15 protein-coding genes, 1 other RNA gene, 1 riboswitch and 1 other annotated feature (1 of these 18 cut by a window edge) are annotated in these 19117 nt (G+C 46.6%); of the genes, 14 read left to right on the plus strand and 2 right to left on the minus strand.

All coding sequences use genetic code 11. The features are described from left to right. Positions 1 to 30: 30 nt before the first annotated feature. Complete coding sequence (tadA, locus tag HNQ56_RS13900; protein WP_429147222.1) at positions 31 to 594, plus strand: tRNA adenosine(34) deaminase TadA; 564 nt, start codon at positions 31 to 33, stop codon at positions 592 to 594. Positions 595 to 716: 122 nt separating this feature from the next. Here the strand turns inward: tadA and HNQ56_RS13905 are convergent, their stop codons facing one another. Further along, complete coding sequence (locus tag HNQ56_RS13905; RefSeq protein ID WP_429147225.1) at positions 717 to 1892, minus strand: iron-containing alcohol dehydrogenase; 1176 nt, start codon at positions 1890 to 1892, stop codon at positions 717 to 719. A gap of 237 nt (positions 1893 to 2129) precedes the next feature. On the opposite strand from HNQ56_RS13905, the gene ffs reads away from it, so the two are divergent. The 3 genes from ffs (at position 2130) to HNQ56_RS13920 (ending at position 7472) form a co-directional block, all read left to right on the plus strand. After that, an RNA gene (gene ffs / locus HNQ56_RS13910) (signal recognition particle sRNA large type) lies at positions 2130 to 2391 on the plus strand. A gap of 198 nt (positions 2392 to 2589) precedes the next feature. Beyond that, a complete protein-coding gene (locus HNQ56_RS13915) occupies positions 2590 to 4926 on the plus strand; it encodes a cyclic nucleotide-binding domain-containing protein (protein ID WP_429147228.1) in 2337 nt (778 codons plus the stop codon). 464 nt (positions 4927 to 5390) lie between these two features. Continuing rightward, entirely contained in the window at positions 5391 to 7472 is a 2082-nt protein-coding gene (locus HNQ56_RS13920; RefSeq protein WP_429147230.1) for a hypothetical protein, read from the plus strand. Between the two features lie 80 nt (positions 7473 to 7552). Here HNQ56_RS13920 and HNQ56_RS13925 read toward each other — a convergent pair whose 3' ends face one another. Then, positions 7553 to 7894, minus strand: a complete 342-nt coding sequence (locus HNQ56_RS13925; RefSeq protein WP_429147233.1) for an Ig-like domain-containing protein — start codon at positions 7892 to 7894, stop codon at positions 7553 to 7555. A gap of 354 nt (positions 7895 to 8248) precedes the next feature. Between HNQ56_RS13925 and murA the strand changes: the two genes are divergently transcribed. From murA to ytvI, 10 genes are all read left to right on the plus strand, one after another. Continuing rightward, positions 8249 to 9547, plus strand: coding sequence for a UDP-N-acetylglucosamine 1-carboxyvinyltransferase (gene murA, locus HNQ56_RS13930; RefSeq protein WP_429147235.1), 1299 nt, complete (start codon positions 8249 to 8251; stop codon positions 9545 to 9547). A 125-nt stretch (positions 9548 to 9672) separates the two neighbouring features. After that, positions 9673 to 9768: riboswitch (SAM riboswitch) on the plus strand. 165 nt (positions 9769 to 9933) lie between these two features. Further along, positions 9934 to 11130: a methionine adenosyltransferase gene (gene metK, locus HNQ56_RS13935; RefSeq protein WP_429147238.1), complete on the plus strand. Its 1197-nt coding sequence runs from the start codon at positions 9934 to 9936 to the stop codon at positions 11128 to 11130. Between the two features lie 192 nt (positions 11131 to 11322). Next, positions 11323 to 12819: a sensor histidine kinase gene (locus tag HNQ56_RS13940; RefSeq protein WP_429147241.1), complete on the plus strand. Its 1497-nt coding sequence runs from the start codon at positions 11323 to 11325 to the stop codon at positions 12817 to 12819. A gap of 25 nt (positions 12820 to 12844) precedes the next feature. After that, a complete protein-coding gene (locus HNQ56_RS13945) occupies positions 12845 to 13534 on the plus strand; it encodes a response regulator transcription factor (RefSeq protein ID WP_429147244.1) in 690 nt (229 codons plus the stop codon). A gap of 407 nt (positions 13535 to 13941) precedes the next feature. After that, on the plus strand, positions 13942 to 14187 hold the full coding sequence (locus tag HNQ56_RS13950; RefSeq protein WP_429147247.1) for a TM1266 family iron-only hydrogenase system putative regulator: 246 nt from the start codon (positions 13942 to 13944) through the stop codon (positions 14185 to 14187). 28 nt (positions 14188 to 14215) lie between these two features. After that, entirely contained in the window at positions 14216 to 15247 is a 1032-nt protein-coding gene (locus HNQ56_RS13955) for an ABC transporter substrate-binding protein (protein WP_429147250.1), read from the plus strand. A 19-nt stretch (positions 15248 to 15266) separates the two neighbouring features. After that, the gene (locus tag HNQ56_RS13960; protein ID WP_429147253.1) at positions 15267 to 16031 is read left to right on the plus strand and encodes an ABC transporter permease; all 765 of its coding nucleotides are present in this window, start codon (positions 15267 to 15269) and stop codon (positions 16029 to 16031) included. Beyond that, positions 16031 to 16606, plus strand: coding sequence for an ATP-binding cassette domain-containing protein (locus HNQ56_RS13965; protein WP_429147256.1), 576 nt, complete (start codon positions 16031 to 16033; stop codon positions 16604 to 16606). Before HNQ56_RS13960 ends, HNQ56_RS13965 begins: the two co-directional genes overlap by 1 nt. Before the next feature lie 186 nt (positions 16607 to 16792). Beyond that, positions 16793 to 17617 (plus strand): cytidylate kinase family protein, encoded by an 825-nt coding sequence (locus tag HNQ56_RS13970; RefSeq protein WP_429147259.1) that lies wholly within the window; start codon positions 16793 to 16795, stop codon positions 17615 to 17617. A gap of 235 nt (positions 17618 to 17852) precedes the next feature. Then, on the plus strand, positions 17853 to 18947 hold the full coding sequence (ytvI, locus tag HNQ56_RS13975; RefSeq protein WP_429147262.1) for a sporulation integral membrane protein YtvI: 1095 nt from the start codon (positions 17853 to 17855) through the stop codon (positions 18945 to 18947). Between the two features lie 53 nt (positions 18948 to 19000). Then, positions 19001 to 19117: a binding site (T-box leader), on the plus strand; it runs 105 nt beyond the window's last position.

Raw genomic sequence — 19117 nt, forward strand, 5'->3', positions numbered from 1 at the left:
AAACTAGTCCATATGCAAAGGAATAAAAAAATGAGTAAAGCAGATTACAAAGAAAGCAGAGAGCAGAAACAAAATAAAGGCAGTGATGAGGATAAAGATAAAAAATACATGCGGGAAGCCTTGAAGCAGGCAAGAAAGGCCATCCGCCTGGGTGAGGTTCCGATCGGCTGTATTATCGTGTATCAGGACAAGATCATTGGAAGAGGGTATAATAAACGCAATACCAGGAAAACAACCCTTGCCCATGCGGAGCTGATTGCCATTGAGAAGGCAAGTAAGGTCATGGGTGACTGGAGGCTGGAGGATTGCGTGATGTATGTGACCCTGGAGCCCTGCCAGATGTGTTCGGGAGCCATTGTCCAGTCCAGGATGAAGAGAGTGGTGGTAGGAACCATGAATCCTAAGGCGGGCTGCGCCGGTTCCATTCTGAACCTGCTCCAGCGGGAGGAGTTCAACCATCAGGTAGAGCTGGAGACCGGTGTATTGGAGAAAGAATGTGCGGGGGTGCTCCAGGAGTTTTTCCAGGACCTGAGAATTCGCAACAAGCTGGAAAAGCAGGAAAAAAAGCAGGAAAATTCACATGACGGCTTATGATAAATCAGGGATTAAAAAGGCAATGATAAAAAGATGATGATAAAAAAGGGATGCCCTTGGTGCACAGAACGAATTCCTTCTGTGTATCAGGGGCATCTTCTTATTCCTCTTATTGCTTTAATTTAGAAAGTAACTTCCGTATCGTAATAGCAGCAATGCAATAATTTCTCCATTTCCGCGGGGGTAATGGATCTGGGATTAGAGCCGGTGCAGGCATCGCCTACCGCCAGTTCAGCCACCAAGGGAAGCTTCTCAAGAAATTCCGCTTCATCAATGATGCCGCCCTCATAGTCCCTGATGCAGGACGGAATATCAAGTGCTTTGTTTAAGTCGTTGATATGCTTGATCAGAGCGTCCGTATTGGGCTCCAGTCCGAGGAACGCCGCAATCTCAGCGTATCTTTGTGCAGCGGCTTCCTCTTTGGAATTATATTTAATTACCTTGGGAAGATACATGGCATTGGCACAGCCATGTACAATATGCCCGCCGCTGTAGGCCGCACCGGTCTTGTGAGCCATGGAGTGCACAATACCAAGCAGCGCATTGGAAAATGCCATTCCGGCCAGACACTGGGCATTATGCATCCTGGCCCGGGCTTCCATATCCCCCTGATAGGATTTTACCAGGTTCTCACTTACCATCTTGATTGCATGAAGGGCAAGGGGATCGGTGTAATCGCAATGCAGGGTTGATACATAAGCCTCTACCGCATGGGTCATGGCATCCATACCGGTATGCGCAGTGAGCTTCGCCGGCATGGTCTCTGCCAGATCCGGATCCACAATTGCAACATCCGGTGTTATATTAAAGTCAGCCAGAGGGTACTTGATCCCCTTGGCATAATCGGTAATTACAGAAAAAGCCGTCACCTCGGTAGCCGTGCCGGAGGTGGAAGGAATGGCGCAGAACTTTGCCTTGGTACGCAGAGCCGGGAAATTAAAAGGAACGCAAAGGTCTTCAAAGGACGTATCCGGATATTCGTAAAACGTCCACATTGCCTTGGCAGCATCAATAGGTGATCCGCCGCCGATGGATACGATCCAATCCGGCTCAAATTCCCGCATTGCCGCGGCGCCCTTCATAACAGTCTCAACGGAAGGGTCGGGTTCCACCCCTTCAAATAAGCGGACCTCCATTCCGGCTTCCTTCAGATATGCTTCAACCTTATCCAGGAATCCGAAACGTTTCATGCTTCCTCCGCCGACAACTACAATTGCTTTCCGGCCTTTTAATGTTTTCAATGCATCCAGGCAGCCTTTGCCATGATAAAGATCTCTTGGAAGTGTAAATCTTGCCATTGTTCTAATCTCCTTTGCTTATGATATAATTTAAAGTCTCACTTCTGTTTGTCTATACTTTAACAATCTTTTTCTGGATTGTGAAATTCAAAAAAAGGATATCGATATTCCAATACTGATATATCAGAAACATCGAAATATCATAAATATGGAAATGCTTAAGGCTTGACAATCCTTTTGGGATGCTTTATACTTGGCATACAGCTTTTTTGGCTGTTCAATTTTGTCATAAAATTTCCGTGCAGCCGGGGAGATAGCGGTGCCCTGTACCTGCAATCCGCTACAGCAGGGGTGATGCTCTGCCTAGGGTGACTTACTGTAGGGCCGCCCCTTATAAGTGATGTTGACGTCTGGGTCTTACGCAACAGGAATTTGTGAACCGTGTCAGGTCAGGAATGAAGCAGCACTAAGCAAAAGCTCTTGTGTGCCGTAGGGTCGCCTGGGCCGAGTCAACTGTAAGGGTAACGCCTATGGTAAGCATTCGAAGCAGAGCGCACGGATTAAATTAAATAGAACCAAGAATGGCGGTATCTTTCCTTTTATACGGGAGATACCGTTATTTATACCCGTTATACCGACATTTACTGAGCATTTCGTACTAAATAATCCTTTTCGGCGACATTTTTCTTTTTGATTCTCCGGAATTGGTATATAATAGAGGTGCTGTTATTAAATGTATTGATTAGGCGGTGCTAACATGGAGTGGAAAATGAATCCCAATGCGGTCAACCAATTTCCGAAAGGAAGCATTATTTATACGGAAGGGGAACCGGTAGACAGCGTTGGAATGATTATCAAGGGTCGGGTAATGCTGCATAACCAAGGGGCGAGAATAATTCTGGGTTCGGGCTCCTTTCTTGGAATTCATGATTTATACAAAGGAAAACATCAGAGTACCTACACGGCGATAGATGACTTAATACTCTTTGCTTATCCCATCAGCAGGGTGGAGGAGCTGGACACGATATTAAGTGTGAATAAGGATTACCATGGTTTTATGGTGGCTTCTTATTATAAGATAATCTATGAGCTGGATCAGATTTATCACGGGCTACTTCGAGGCAGTTCCGCTCTTTATAATTTCTTGAAGGAATATGAGCAAAAATATTTGAATTTGGCGGCACGCCAGGGAATTAGGGATAAGGCGGTGGAGCGGATAGCCGGACTGAAGATGAGGGACAGCGATATGGAGTTGCTGCCGGACCGGATTCAGTATTATATCGAGTGCAGAAATCTGCCTTTGGATGCGGTGAAAACATTCTATTCCTATGGGAATCTGGTCACTCTGTACCAGGTGGAGGATCAGGTGAATATCGTCAACCAGCAGATCGAGCTTCTTGGAGAGATGGCGCAGGACTATGTGGCCATGGCTTACTGTCTCATAGATGAGACGGATACCTGTCTGTTTCGGCTGGTTGCCGAACTGTCCATATCCATGGATAACCGAAACGGTACCAGCAATGAAATAATGGAGATGATGGATAGTATCATTGAACAGGTGAATCAGGCGGAGACTCTGGTGGAGAGGATGCTAGGAATCCAGTTCAATGTGAATCGCAAGAGAATGGAGGAGATTTATCACCTGCTGCTTTCCTCGAATCAAGAGGAGAGGGTAGATTCTGAGCTTCTTTTGAAGTATTCCCAGGAGGATACGGCCAATGCCCTGGAGGAAATGAAGGATTCTTTCTCCAAGATATTGGCTTATGGAAGGCTTCAGGGAGAGAAGGCAGAGGAGATGCAGGCTGCCATGCAGGATTTTGTCTATATGAAGGACAAGTTCTCCACAGAGGATACCGCCCGCCGGTTGAGAAGGAAGCTTGCGGAGCATCATTATGAGATCTATCTCCCGGTATTTATCAGGGCTTACAAGGAGAAGAAGATTCCACGTATTATTGACATGTTCTTAAGATATGGCTTTGCGGATGAGAGGCTGCTTACACAGGATCAGCTGCTGGCGCTCTATTTCCTCAAGGAAGAGGAGCGGGAAGCGAAAATTTGCAAGATATATGATATTAAGGAATGGCTGACGCTGATTTACGAAGGAAAGAAGGAACCCTCCAAAAATGAATTTGATATGGAGTATCCGGAATATCTGGCAGGCCTGCGCAAACAGAACAGGCTGAAAGAAGCAGATATGGCAAAGGAACTGACGAGTAACGCGGGCAAGCTTCATTATGAGATACAGAATATGTTCCGCTGCAATAATCGTATTACCAACGGACAGATCAGCAGCTTTGTGCCATTTTTACATAAGGATCAGTGGTCCAACACGGTGGAGAAGCTTCTGGTAAAGACGGAGAAGGTAACTGAGACGCTTGCGTCAATCCTGCGGATTGATTATTCTGTTTTTGACCGTGAGGTGATCTATTTCAGCCAGGAGAAAAATATTACGAAGGAATATGTGATCCGACGGATATTCCCGGATATCATTCTGATGCCCACGGTGGGGACAAACGGAATCATGTGGCAGGAGATTTCGGGTAAACGGCGGGATACACCGGGGCGCTTCCTTCTGCCCATCTTTTCCGATATGAATCTGGGAGTGCTGTTAATCCGTATTCTGGGACGTTTCCGATGGGAGTTGTGCCGTACTATCGAGGGAATCGCATGGAACGATATTCAAAATAGGTCCCTCACCTCAGAGTATAGTGATTATCTCCAGTTCTACCGCAAGAACAGGGAGTTGTCGGAGGAGAAGAAGGAGAAGATCAAGAACCAGATACAGAAGGGACGCAATAACAGCCGGGAAATATTTGTGATGGATTATGAACAGTGGATCGGATATGAGTCCACGGGAGCAATCAAGCTCAATAAGCCGGTCAGGGAGATAATGGCTACCTATTGTCCCTTCAGCAAGGAAATCCGGGAACAGATCCGGCAGCAGCCCCTGTTCGAGGAGGCTATGGCCCGTTATAACCGTGAGAAGCAAAGGAAAGTCCGTGAGATAGAAGGACGGCATCGGTTGCTGCAGAAGGAGAATATAGAAATTCCCAAAGAATTAGTGGATACGTTGAATTATTACCGCGATCTGTGATGAGAGCGGGAAGATCCAGTGTTTTATGCCCATTGACAGGGTTTCTGAACTTTTATTCAGAAACCCTGTTTTTTGCGAATATGTAGAGGAGTATTCTGTGAGGCTATAGAAGAAATAGACAAAATGAAACTGTAAATTTATGTACATGCTGCATTTTTTAGAACTTAAGAAATTTTATAAAGACATAGATTTTGACATTAATAATCCGTTGCATCGTTGGTTAATGTTTTTTAACCGAAACCTTAGTGAAGATCGATTAAAGGAGATGATTCGCATGGATGGAGCAATCTTAATATCAACTGAGTTATCATATAATTCCAGCTCTTTGCACTTGTCTAAATAGGTGACAAATGGTAGTATTATAGAAAAAGAGAACAAGCCTTGGGCAGTGATAGGGAAGGACATACATTGCAAACAATAGATACCTTGTTTACAATGTACGAAAATACGAAGGAGGTTGCAGCATGGGAAGCTATGAGAACATTGTAAAAATAGAAGAGATGAGAAAAAGACTTGAAGAAGGCGACGCGGCATCTGCTCAGAAGGTTCTTGATACAATGGATATTAAGAAAATAAAAAACATGTCGGACCTAAGCCTGATTGCGGAGGTTAATGCAGAAAACGAAAGATATGAGGAGGCAGCCCGGCTGTTTCTTAAAATATATGAGAAAACCAGATCAAGAAAATCTCTGTTCTATCTGGTGGAACTTTCAATAAAGATGGGGAAGATCGAAGATGCCCGGTATTACTTGGAAGAGTATCAGAAGCTGGCACCCAGGGATTTTTACAAGTATATATTTCGTTACCGGATTGAGCTCCTGAGTAATGAACCCTTCGAAACGTTAATCGAAACGCTGGAGACACTGAAGAAAACCGAATACATGGAGCAGTGGGCTTATGAGCTGGCTAAGACCTATTATAGAGCAGGAATGGAGAAGGAATGCATCCGGGAATGCTCTGATATTATACTGTGGTTTGGGGAAGGGGTTTATGTAGAAAAAGCAAAAATTCTGCGGTCTTATTTTTCCGACGGAGCAGATAAGCAAAAGATTATTGAGAATTTGAAGCGTCGTGCCCAGGAGGAAGCGGGGCAGGATGACAGACATGGCAAGAGCGATACGGAAGGGCACGCCGCTGATATTCATAAGACAGAAGAGAATGCGGCAGCAGAAGAAATGTCGTTTTTTGAGACAACAGAGGAGGAGCCTGCTTCCCAACAGGAAAGGGAGCAGCAGAATGAAACCGATGTACCGGATGAAACGCTTTGGCAGGATTCTGCGGGGTTGGAAGATGTCCTGAGAAGGGATATCCAAAGCATGATGTCGGAAGAGGATTATCTTGGCGAGGAACCAGAATTGTCCGGAGAGAATTACCTTAGCGAGGAATCAGAACGGGAAGAAGGGGGATATTCCGGAGAAAAAGCAGAACTGTCCGAAAAGGAATACTCCGGTGGGGAATCAGAGTTGCCCGAAGAGGAAACACCTGCAAGGGAATCGAACTTGACCCAAGGCGAGGACTTTGCGGGAGAAACGGAGCTGATAGGAGAGGCATACTTTGACGAGGAAACAGAGCTGGCAGAAGAGACATATCTTGACGAAGAAACAGAGCTGACAGAAGAGGCAGCATATTTTAGCGGGAAGTCATACATTGCGGGAGAAGCGGAATTGGCCGGAAGCTCGGAGCTGGACACGGAACAGGAACTCAGAGAAGAGGATGAGTGGAACGAGGAAGCTGCACCGGAGGAATCGAACGAAGAGGAAGACGATAAAAAGTTGAATCAGCTTTCTCAATCGCTGGGTTTTGATCTTGGGGAGATATTTTATGATTTTTTGCATGTAAAATCAATTAAGAGGCAGCTGGTCAAGAGCCTGGAAGACATCCTTAATTCCCGTGCAAAGACCGTGCAAATGATTATTACCGGAACTGCGGGCACAGGTAAGACCGCTTTGGCGAAGGAGATTACCATGTTCCTGTACAGGGCGGGGAAGCTGAAGTCCTCCAGAATTGCGAAGATAGATGCGGGTAAACTAAATACCATAGACCTTCGTTCCAAAAAAGAGACGTTAAGGGATTGCTGTCTGGTGATCGAGAATGCAAGCGAATTGAAGCGGGAGACCATTGACGGTATACTTGAACTGTGCCGTATTCTGCGAGGGAATATAGCGGTAGTACTAGAAGAAAATAAGAGTAATATCAACAAGCTGTTCCGGGTATACCCCAAGCTTATGGATTTGTTCAAGAACCGGATCCATCTTCCCGGATACACTCCAAAGGACTGGATGGGCTTTGCCGGGATTGCCCTTGAGCGGCAGGGATATCGGTTGAGTGAGAAAGCGGAAGCCCTGTTGTATCATAAAATAAACCAGATTGCCGGACAGCCCGAAGCGACCCTGAATCTGACACAGATTCAGAAGCTGATGCAGACGGCGACGCATGCGGCGGATGTCAGAGCCGAGAGGCCGTCAGATGCTCCCACAGCCCGGAATGCATCGGGTGAAATGGAGATGCTGACAATACTGCCGGAAGATTTTATCGGTAATGCCTAAAAAGCTGTACCCTGGCAGGCAACTCCGGGTGGTGCCGCCTGCAGCCCGCCTGGCAGTGCTGCTGCCGCGCAGCGTTAGGATCAGACTTTGAACTGGATGGTAATATTATTGGGAAGCTTCTGCCCTTTTTTAGATGCTACATTGGTTGTCACATGAAGCAGATAGGATTCATTTTTGTTATAGGGGGCCAAAGGCTCGATCTCGATGCAGTTTTCGACGGAATTATATCGGATATTTGTCTGCAGGGGATTCTGGTTCATGGAAGTTACATATAGATTACGGTTATTTACAGTAGCGGGATTGAGCGGAGCTGTAAACTTGATCTTCCAAACAAAGCTGTTGGTTTTAAATTTTAAATTCTGTTTTACTCTATGAGCAGGACTCCCCACAATTGATTCGATGGTTATAAAATTGCTGGGCATACTTTATTCATCTCCCTTTGCTAATATCTAATTCACTTGTATTATAGCATATATTATGAAAACTTCAACCAAGAAGAGTGATTTTACGGCAGTCGGGAAGAGTAAGTTGAAAATGGAAATAAAAAAAAGGAATAAAATAGCGGTTACTACTTAAAATATAACTAGCTATTTTTTTAGTTGATTTCCACACCCAAGGAAGGGGAGGGACATCCGGCGCGTCAGTTTTTTTAAAAAACAATTTACAAAACACCACATTGTGGTATAATCAAATTGGCAATAAAAATTTAACAAAATCTTAAGGCATTTTATATGCAATATTAACAAACTGAAGTTCGATAAATTATGAGGTGCACAATGGAGCAATATATTATTAAAGGCGGCAGACCGCTTTTTGGAGAGGTGACAATCAGTGGTTATAAGAACGCGGCCCTTGGAATTATCGCCGCAGCAATTATGACCGATGAAACTGTTAAAATAGAGAATGTACCACACATCAGAGATATTGACGTTCTGTTACAGGTGATTGAAGATATTGGAGCAAAGGTGGAACGGGTTGGCAGGAATACCATTACCATCAGCGGAAGTAAGATTAATACAGTAGATGTTGATTTTGATTATGTCAGGAAAATTCGTGCCTCCTATTATCTGGTAGGAGCTTTGCTTGGTAAATATAAATGTGCCAAGGTGGCTTTGCCCGGCGGCTGCAATATCGGCAGCAGACCCATTGAGCAGCACATCAAGGGCTTTGAGGCTTTGGAGGCAAAGGTTAAGATAGAGCACGGTATGATTTGTGCCGAGACGGAGGAATTAAAGGGAGCCCATATTTATTTTGACTGCTCCAGTGTTGGTGCTACCATTAATGTAATGCTGGCCGCCTGTATGGCGGACGGTCTTACGATTCTGGAGAATTCGGCCAAAGAGCCCCATGTAGTTGATGTGGCTAACTTTTTAAACAGTATGGGCGCCAATATCAAGGGCGCAGGTACGGATGTGATCCGTATCAAGGGCGTGCAGAAGCTCCATGGAAGTGAGTATTCTATTATTCCCGACCAGATTGAAGCGGGGACCTTTATGTTTGCGGCGGCAGCAACGAAGGGTAATATCCTGATTAAGAATGTAATTCCGAAGCATCTGGAGGCTTTTACAGCAAAGCTTCTGGAAATCGGAGCGCAGGTGGAGGAGTTTGATGATATGGTGCGTGTAAGAGCGGATCGTAAATTAGGCAACTCCCATGTAAAGACCCTGGTGTATCCGGGTTTTTTAACGGATATGCAGCCTCAGATGACCACCCTGCTGGCAATATCCAAGGGAACCAGTATCGTAACAGAGAGTATTTTTGAAAACCGCTTTAAATACGTGGATGAGCTGACCCGTATGGGGGCATCCATTAAAGTGGAAGGCAATACCGCTATTATCGAGGGAGTGGAGCGCCTTACCGGTGCCAGCGTATGCGCGCCTGATCTCAGAGGAGGCGTTGCCCTGGTGATGGCAGGCTTGATGGCGGAAGGATATACCATTGTGGAGAATATCGAATTTATCGAGCGCGGCTATGAAAAGTTTGAGAAAAAGATGCAGCAGCTGGGCGCCGCCATGGTGAAGGTGGATTCTGCCGATATGAAAGCGATTCGGAAGTTCAAGCTGAAGGTTGGATGATTAAGGCAGGCTGAGACGAGCATAAGATTGAGATAAAGATGGCGAATAAAAATATTACTTGACGAATTCAGTCATTCGTTATATTCTATTGTTACCAGACAGCATAATTAAATATTTTAATATTTCTCTTATTCAGAGTGACGGAGAGTAAGGCTCTATGAAGTCACGGCAACCCCAGAAATGGAAGGTGCCAACCTGAGCGAGTAATCGAACAATAAGAGGATTTGACCGACAAGGGTATCAAGTCCGCATATTGCGGACTTATTTTTTTGACTAGTTGAAGTGTACAAGGCGAGACGATTTTTACTTGCCGTTGTGAACATAAGGCAAGATGATCTTTACTTGCCGTTGTTTAATCCCGCGGAATGCGGCAGAATGGAGGAAATATGCAAAAGAGATTATTTACATCAGAATCAGTGACAGAAGGGCATCCCGACAAAATATGTGATCAGATTTCAGACGCGGTTCTGGATGCATTGTTAGAGCAGGACCCTATGAGCAGGGTTGCTTGTGAGACAGCCATTACCACCGGCCTGGTGCTGGTAATGGGCGAGATTACCACCTCCGGATATGTGGATATCCAGAAAATCGCACGTGATACCATCCGTGAAATCGGCTATGACCGTTCGGAGTACGGCTTTGACGCCAATACCTGCGGAGTCATCGTAGCATTGGACGAGCAGTCCAAGGACATTGCGCTGGGAGTGGATACGGCCTTTGAAGTGAAGGAACACCTTGCGGAGGACGAAGAGCTGTCCAAGATCGGTGCCGGAGACCAGGGCATGATGTTTGGCTATGCGACTAATGAGACAGAGGAGTATATGCCCTATCCCATTTCTCTTGCTCATAAGCTGACCAGACAGCTGACGAAGGTAAGGAAGGATAAGACCCTGCCCTACCTCAGACCGGACGGCAAGTCCCAGGTGACAGTGGAATATGATGAGAACGGAAAACCGATCCATCTCAATGCGGTGGTATTGTCCACGCAGCACGATGAGGAGATCAGCATTGAGCAGCTGAGAAAGGATATCAGAAAATATGTCCTGGATGAAATCCTTCCTCAAGAATTGATTGATGAGAAAACCAAATTCTATATTAATCCTACAGGGCGCTTTGTTATTGGCGGACCCAACGGAGACAGCGGCCTGACCGGAAGGAAGATTATCGTAGACACCTACGGCGGTTATGCAAGACACGGCGGCGGAGCATTTTCCGGCAAGGACTGCACCAAGGTAGACCGTTCGGCTTCCTATGCAGCCCGCTATGTCGCTAAGAATCTTGTGGCATCCGGCCTGGCGGACCGCTGTGAGATTCAGCTATCCTATGCCATCGGAGTGGCAGAACCTACTTCCATCATGCTGGATACCTTCGGAACCGGAAGGCTGCCGGAGGAGGAGCTGGTAACTATTGTACGCAGACATTTCGATCTTCGCCCCGCGGGCATCATTAAGATGCTGGACCTTCGCAGGCCGATTTATAAGCAGACCGCTGCTTACGGACATTTCGGAAGACTGGAGCTGGAGATTCCCTGGGAGAGTCTGGACAAGGCAGAGGAGCTGAAGCAGTATCTGAACGGGAAATGAAGTAGGAGCAGTAATTAAAGTAATATAACCCTCAGGCCATGGGAAGGATGTTTCCTATGGCCTTTCTCTTTACCGGGAAGGCCTGTCTTGGTTTCCGTATTTCATGGAAACTTTAGAAAGGTTAGAGTATTTTTCTGTGCATATAGTAAAAATAAATGCTATAATGGAAGTAATATTTACGAAAGGATGCAGGTGAAGGCTTTGAAACTGAAGGACAGGTTGATAACAGCTTTCTTTATAATGATAGCGATGCCCATCATGCTGCTTTCCATAGCCGCAGGAACCATCATCAGCTTCCAGACGAATTCCATTCAGGAATCCTATGATGTGGAGACGGATACGCTGAAAGTGATAGCGAATCCCATTCAGATTCTTAACCGGCTGACCAGGGGAATCTATAACGAGATAAAGCTGACCGCTCTTAAGGAACCGCAGAAGCTGGAGGATGAGGCCTTCATCAAACATCTCGGCGACGAGCTGATGAGCCGGTATTCCTTCATAGCGGTGAGAAAGGGTCATGAATTCGTCTACGCTGGCAATGAGCAGCTGCTGGACAGTATCAAGGATTCCCTGCAGAAGTTTGGTGAGTACAGCGCGGATGTGGACGGCGGTATGTATGTCAACGGCAGGAAGCCCTTTCTGGTAAAATCCCAGGATTTTTATTTTTCCGACGGCTCGGAAGGGACGATTTTCATCATTACGGATCTGGATACCCTGTTCCCCCAGATCAAGGCGCTGATCAGGCAGACGCTGATCTCTTTTCTGTTTGTGCTGTTATTTACCGCAATGATGCTCATGATCTGGATTTACCGGGGAATCCTCCGGCCGCTGAATATACTGAGAATAGGCATGAGCCAGATCAGGGACGGGGATTTGGATTATTCGGTGCAGTCAGAGACGGAGGATGAGATCGGACAGCTCTGCGAGGACTTTGAGGAAATGCGAATCCGGCTGAAGGAGCTGATTGATAACCGTCTGAAATATGAAGAGGATATTAAGGAGCTGATCAGCAACATTTCCCATGATCTGAAGACCCCGCTGACAGCGATCCAGGGCTATGCGGAGGGTCTTATTGACGGAGTGGCCGGTTCGCCGGAGAAGCAGGAAAAGTATCTGCAGACCATATTAAGCAAGGCGAATGATATGGCAATTCTGGTGGATGAACTGGGGTTTTATGCGAAGATAGACTGCAACACCATCCCTTACTCTTTTAAGGAGATTAAGATCGGGGAGTATTTTGATGATTGTATGGAAGAAATCGGCCTGGATCTGGAGGTCAGAAATATCGAGGTCCAGTACTATAATGAAATAAGCCCCCAGACAAGGGTCGTGGCTGATGCGGAGCAGCTGAAGCGTGTGGTTAATAATATTATAGGGAATGCGGTAAAATATCTGGATAAACCCAAGGGCATTCTGCAAATCAGATTACATGATGCAGGCCCCTATATCCAGGTGGAGATAGAGGATAATGGCGCGGGGATCCCTAAGGCGGATATTCCTTATATCTTTGAACGCTTTTACCGGGCGGACGCCTCAAGAAATTCCAAAAAAGGAGGCAGCGGTCTGGGATTAGCCATATCGAAGAAGATCATCGAGGATCATGGAGGCAGGATCTGGGCCTCCAGTGAGCAGGGAGTGGGAACCACCGTCCTGTTTACACTGCGGAAGGCGGAAAGCGGCATGAAATGAGAAGGATTGTGAAAGGAGTGTAATGATGAGCAGGCTATTAATTATCGAGGATGAAGTGGCAATCGCGGAGCTTGAGAAGGATTATCTGGAGCTCAGCGGATTTGAGGTAGAGGTGGAGACCACCGGGGATGTGGGGCTGAATAGAGCGCTTTCAGAGGAATTTGATATGATTATTCTGGATCTGATGCTTCCAGGCGTGGACGGCTTTGAGATTTGTAAAAAGATTCGGGAAATTAAAAACATTCCGGTTATCATGGTGTCCGCAAAGCGGGATGATATCGATAAGATCCGCGGCCTGGGTCTGGGGGCGGATGACTATATGACGAAGCCCTTCAGCCCCAGCGAGCTGGTGGCCAGGGTAAAGGCCCATCTTGCCAGATATGAAAGGCTCATCGGCTCCGGAGTAAAGGAGAATGAGATCATTGAAATCCGCGGACTTAAGATAGATAAGACAGCAAGACGGGTATTTCTCAACGGGGAAGAGAAGATCTTTACCACGAAGGAATTTGATCTTCTGACCTTTCTTGCCCAGAATCCCAATCATGTCTATACGAAGGATGAGCTGTTCCGGGAGATCTGGGATATGGAATCCGTGGGGGATATTGCCACGGTGACGGTTCATATCAAGAAGATCCGGGAGAAGATCGAATACAATACCTCAAAGCCCCAGTATATCGAAACAATATGGGGTGTTGGTTATCGTTTTAAAGTATAAGAGTTCACCGCAGCTTGGCATATCAGACGGCCATAGGTCATGCTGCAATGAATTCCTGGCAGCGAGCCAGGGAAAGTCTTGACAAATTATTAACGAAATGCTACTATTATCCTTGCCAATTCAAAAGGGTTTCCTGATGAAAAGGCATAGGAATTATATGAGCAAATCGTTCTGACGGCAGGTATATCCGGGCAAGAAGACGAGGAAGACAGGTATGCACATGTTCCCTATGCTATTATGGCATAGGGATTTTTGTCGTATACGGCAAAATGCTACGCAGGATGCACATGCCGCGCAAAATGTACATTCTGTGCATGGGCAGATGTTGCCCGAAGGCAACCGCGGCAGCGCAAGAGTCGGCAAGCAGACTCTTTATTCAAAAATATCCGAATTGGGAGGAAATCGGGATGGAGACAAGAATTGCATTAATCGGCATTATTGTGGAGGATATGGATGCCGTAGAACGTCTTAACGGGCTGCTCCACGAGTATGGCCAGTATATTATCGGCAGAATGGGAATTCCCTATCGTGAGAAGAATATTAATATCATTAGTGTCGTGGTCAACGCGGATTCAGATACCATAAGCACCCTGGCGGGAAAGCTGGGAATGATTAAGGGTGTAAATGTGAAGACCGTGTATTCAAAAAAATAGCAGAGATAAGAAAAGGAGACGGATAGATATGAAAAAATTAAGCCTGATAGTATCAATGTTTTTATGTGTGCTGATTCTGGCCGCATGTGGTGAAAAGACCGGAGAGCCGGCAGGGAAGGAGCCTTCACCGGAGGTTACCGCAACGCCGGAGGAGACGGTGCCTGACACCGTAAGTATCCGCGTCGGGGCCTTGAAGGGACCGACGGCCATCGGCATGATTAAGATAATGGAGGATGCGTCTAACGGCACCGCCGCCAATGAGTACAGCTTTACCCTGGCAGGTGCGGCGGATGAGATCAGTACCGGATTGGCAAAGGGAGAGCTGGATGTTGCCGCCATTCCCTGCAATCTTGCCTCCGTACTGTATAACAAGACCCAGGGACAGATTAAGCTGGCAGGAATTAATACTCTGGGAGTTCTTTATATTGTGGAAACAGGGAACCAGATTCAGAAGGTGGAGGACTTGAGAGGCAAGACCATCTATTCTACCGGCTTGGGAACAACGCCCCAGTATACCTTGAATTACCTTCTTGCCGCTTACGGAATTGATCCGGAGAAGGATGTTACCATTGAATATAAGACAGAAGCCACAGAGGTTGCGGCAATTCTCAGCGAGACGGAGAATGCGGTTGCCATGCTGCCCCAGCCCTATGTGACCACGGTGTTAATGAATAACGATAAGGTGAGGATTGCTCTTGATATAGCAAAGGAATGGGAAGCGGTAAGTGAGGATAATAGCTCCGTAGTGACCGGCGTGGTTGTGGTACGCAGTGATTTTCTGGAGAAGAATAAGGCGGCTTTTGATGCCTTTCTGGAGGAATATGCTGCTTCCGTTTCCTTTGTAAATGAGAATGTGGAGGAAGCCTCCGCTTTGGTGGAAAAGTTCGATATCTTTAAAGCTGCCGTGATAAAACAAGCCATACCCTATTGCAATATCACTCTGATTCAGGGAGATGAAATGAAGGAGAAGGCGGGGGGTTATCTTAAGGTGCTTCACGGTCAGAACCCCCAATCTGTGGGCGGTGAGCTTCCGGCAGAGAATTTCTATTATATGAAATAGGAGCAAAGGAGGAAGGCTGATGAAAGCTCCGATGTCATTCCGGGAATCGGCCAGGGGAATCGGTCGAAAGTTATTTGTGCTTTGCTTCTGGCTGCTGGTCTGGGAACTGATAAGCAGACGGATTGGAAATGAGATTTTGCTTGCAGCTCCGGCAGCAGTATTTACCACCTTGCTGGAGCTGATCCGGGGACTTGATTTCTGGCGGAGCATTCTTTCTTCCTCCCTTCGTATTATTGCCGGTTTTTCCATGGCCCTTGCTGCCGGAACTTTGCTTGCGGTGGTGTCCTATCGCTGCCGCCTTCTGGAGGATCTGGTCTCCCCTTTGATGAGGATAATCAAGGCAATGCCCGTGGCATCCTTTATTATCCTTGCCCTGGTCTGGATTAAATCCAGAAATTTATCCGTACTGATCTCATTTATGATGGTAGTGCCGATGATTTATTCCAGTGTGCTGCAAGGCCTGCGCAATGCGGATGAGAAGCTTCTGCAGATGGCCCGGGTCTTCCGGCTGGGGCTTGTGAAAAAGGCGGCGGCAATTTATATCCCTTCAGTAAAGCCGTTTTTTATGACCGCGATTACAGTGGGGCTTGGTTTTTGCTGGAAGGCGGGCATTGCGGCTGAGGTGATTGGGATTCCTTCCGGCTCCATCGGCAAGAAGCTCTATGAAGCGAAGCTGTATCTGATGACGAAGGAACTGCTGGCCTGGACCGTTGTGATTATTCTGATCAGTATTATTTTTGAAAAAGCGGTGGTCCTTCTGTTCCGCTCCGAAAGGAGGCAGTAATGGGGATACAATTATTGCATGTAGCCAAAAGCTTTGGAGACCAACGGCTGTTCACGGATCTGAACCTTACCTTCCGGGAGGGCTGTGTCAGCTGTCTTATGGGAGCCTCCGGCAGCGGGAAAACCACGCTTGTATCCATGCTGATGGGATTGGAGAAGCCGGATTCCGGAGAGATTCGGGGCGTGGAGGGAAAACGGATTGCAGCAGTATTCCAGGAGGACCGTCTGATCGAGCACTGGGATGCCGTAAGGAATGTGAAGCTGGCTTGTGCCAGAGCCGTGACGAGGCAGGAGATAGAAGAAGGGCTGAAAAAGGTAGGGATTGACGAAGGCCGGAAAAAAGCGGTCAGGCAGTTCAGCGGCGGTATGAGAAGAAGGGTTGCCATTGTGCGGGCATTGCTGGCGGAAAGTGATATTCTGATCCTGGACGAGCCCTTTAAGGGCCTGGATGAGGAGACGAAAAAGCAGGTGATGGCCTATGTTAAGGAGAACACCAGGGGAAAGACTGTCCTTCTGGTGACCCATGACAGGGGAGAAGCAGAGGAATTTGGGGCAGAACCGGTCGTTATTTCATGAGCTTGATCTACCTCTTTCCGGAAAAAAACAAGGTTTACAAAAACATCCATACGAAAATCTACGAAACAGAGGCTTGTTATGGTTGTTTTTTTAATTGTTTTCCGCTATAATACTGTATTATTCATAAAGTGCACCATTTTACAAAGTGTATAATTTAGGGAAGGCTTCGGCAAGAATCAATAAGGGATGCGAAGAAAAGAGGGTAAATTCATGCATATTACGATTACAGGTAACCTGGGCAGCGGGAAGTCAACCGTATGCAGGCTGTTAAGCGACCAATATCAATATGAAATCTATTCCACGGGAAAGGTTCAAAGAGAGCTGGCCCGCCAGATGAACATGACGACATTGGAATTAAACAAGCTGATGTGTTCTGACCGGAAATACGACAAGATGATTGATGATGAGACTGCCAGAATATCCAGGGAAAACAGGGATAAAAATATTATTTTTGATTCCCGGTTGGCATGGCATTTTGTGGAGCATTCTTTTAAGGTGTTTGTATCCGTAAGCCTTGAGGTGGCGGCGGAGCGTGTCATGAAGGATCAGCGGGGAGCGGAGGAGAAATACAGTTCCCTGGAGGAAGCCAAGAAGCTGCTGGCGGAACGTGCGGCTACGGAGAATGTGCGGTATAAGGATATTTACAATTTAAAATACATGGAATATTCCAATTACAACCTGATTATCGACAGCACCTACGGCACACCGGATCAGATCGCGGAGATTATTCTGAAGGAAGCGGAGATCTATGAGGAGCAGTATCAGAGAGAGGGGACGGAGAGCTTTAAAATACTGCTGTCACCCCGGCGTTTGATTCAAGAAAGCGAGATTTCCGGGGAGGACAGACAGGAGCTGAAAGCGCTGGCGAAGGAGTATGAAGGAGCCTATGCGGCCCGGCAGACGGTACGGGTATCCAAGCAAGGTGAGGACTATCTGGTACAGGAAGGACTCTCTTATGTGAAAGCAGCTTATATTGCGCAGGTGCCCTACGTTTCAGTTATGATGCAGTGAAATATATTATAATTAAAGCGTCAAAAGCACCCATGGTACGCAGCACCCTTTGATTTTATAATCAATTTATGAGCTTATATTTCCATGGTTGAAACTTTTATATTTTGATAATTTTAGCTTTATTTTTACAAGTATTCACCGAGGATATTAATATCTCTTTGGCAGACAATAATCACAGGAGAATTCATCTTAAAATGAATTCTCTTTTTGATTCCAAAGTTAGGGGGTGAACCGCTTGAAATCGATATGGGATAAATTATTGAGAATAAAAGGCCCTATTTTGTTGGTACTTATTACTGTCACAGTGTATCTGGGATTTAAGTATTTTCTTGGATTAGTTCTGCCGTTTCTGGCAGCTTATTTTCTGGCATGGCTGATTCGTCCGGTGACAGACACTTTATACCGGCGGTTCAAGGTGCCGCGCCTGCTGGGAGGAACGGCGGCGCTGCTTCTGCTGTTTGGAGTCTTTGGAGTCAGCCTCATTCTGCTGATCAATATTTTATTTAAACAGGCCGTCGCCTTTCTTCGTAATCTTCCCATCTATCTCAGTCTGATCGCTAACAGGCTGGACCATATCTGCAAGGGCTGCGACGATCTCTTTGGGCTGGACGGAGGAACGCTCCGGGCTATGGTTGACGAGAATCTGAAGCTTCTGCTGGAGAGGGTGAAGAACAATCTGATGCCGGAGATTACAGAGCATACCATATCCTTTACCATAGGAACAGTGGCATTTATCGGAATTCTGCTGATCGTCTTTGTGTCGGCGGTGCTCATTACCAAGGAGCTGCCCCTGTTTCAGGAGAAATACAGCGAGCACCCCTTATACAAAGATTTTCATAAGATTACGTCCAAGCTGTCCGAAGCCGGAATAGCCTACCTGCGTTCCCAGGCAATCATTATGCTGATTGTGGCGGTGATCTGTGTGCTGGGGCTTACACTGCTTCGCAATGAATATGCCGCGCTGGCGGGAATAGGAATTGCCATTATGGATGCGCTGCCCTTTATCGGAAGCGGTATGGTATTCATACCCTGGGCGATTATTATACTGATGAACGGCAACCTCTACTCAGCGGCAATACTAATCACGATTTATCTCCTGTGTCAGATTATCCGTGAGGTATTGGAACCGAAGCTGATCGGAAGCCGGATTGGAATAAAGCCGCTGTATACGCTGATATCCATGTATATCGGAGTAAAGCTCTTCTCCATTGCAGGGTTTATCCTGGGGCCGGTAGGACTGGTGATTATTATCACTGTGTATAAGGTGATCAACGAAAAGGCACAGGAGGCTGCTGACCGACAGGAGATTAACGGCTGTGAAGAAGAATAACCGCTTGACAAAGCGGTTATTCTGGCATACAATTAGCCTATTAGTCAGATCTGATGTGTGCGAAGAAGAGGAAGAGTAGGTTGTTGCCGTTGTTCCAGAGAGAGAAGCAGTGGTGGAAGCTTCTTATAGCGATTCAGCCGAACCGGCCTTGGAGCATTGTATGAAAGGAG

Origin of the sequence: Anaerotaenia torta (assembly GCF_050433395.1) — a bacterium.
Lineage (GTDB): Bacteria > Bacillota > Clostridia > Lachnospirales > Lachnospiraceae > Mobilitalea > Mobilitalea torta.

What these genes read in the sequence shown, in the direction of transcription:
- tadA (WP_429147222.1), top strand. Translation starts at nt 31, where the DNA reads ATGAGTAAAGCAGATTACAAAGAAAGCAGAGAGCAGAAACAAAATAAA.
- HNQ56_RS13905 (WP_429147225.1), bottom strand. Translation starts at nt 1,892, where the DNA reads ATGGCAAGATTTACACTTCCAAGAGATCTTTATCATGGCAAAGGCTGC.
- HNQ56_RS13915 (WP_429147228.1), top strand. Translation starts at nt 2,590, where the DNA reads ATGGAGTGGAAAATGAATCCCAATGCGGTCAACCAATTTCCGAAAGGA.
- HNQ56_RS13920 (WP_429147230.1), top strand. Translation starts at nt 5,391, where the DNA reads ATGGGAAGCTATGAGAACATTGTAAAAATAGAAGAGATGAGAAAAAGA.
- HNQ56_RS13925 (WP_429147233.1), bottom strand. Translation starts at nt 7,894, where the DNA reads ATGCCCAGCAATTTTATAACCATCGAATCAATTGTGGGGAGTCCTGCT.
- murA (WP_429147235.1), top strand. Translation starts at nt 8,249, where the DNA reads ATGGAGCAATATATTATTAAAGGCGGCAGACCGCTTTTTGGAGAGGTG.
- metK (WP_429147238.1), top strand. Translation starts at nt 9,934, where the DNA reads ATGCAAAAGAGATTATTTACATCAGAATCAGTGACAGAAGGGCATCCC.
- HNQ56_RS13945 (WP_429147244.1), top strand. Translation starts at nt 12,845, where the DNA reads ATGAGCAGGCTATTAATTATCGAGGATGAAGTGGCAATCGCGGAGCTT.
- HNQ56_RS13950 (WP_429147247.1), top strand. Translation starts at nt 13,942, where the DNA reads ATGGAGACAAGAATTGCATTAATCGGCATTATTGTGGAGGATATGGAT.
- HNQ56_RS13955 (WP_429147250.1), top strand. Translation starts at nt 14,216, where the DNA reads ATGAAAAAATTAAGCCTGATAGTATCAATGTTTTTATGTGTGCTGATT.
- HNQ56_RS13960 (WP_429147253.1), top strand. Translation starts at nt 15,267, where the DNA reads ATGAAAGCTCCGATGTCATTCCGGGAATCGGCCAGGGGAATCGGTCGA.
- HNQ56_RS13965 (WP_429147256.1), top strand. Translation starts at nt 16,031, where the DNA reads ATGGGGATACAATTATTGCATGTAGCCAAAAGCTTTGGAGACCAACGG.
- HNQ56_RS13970 (WP_429147259.1), top strand. Translation starts at nt 16,793, where the DNA reads ATGCGAAGAAAAGAGGGTAAATTCATGCATATTACGATTACAGGTAAC.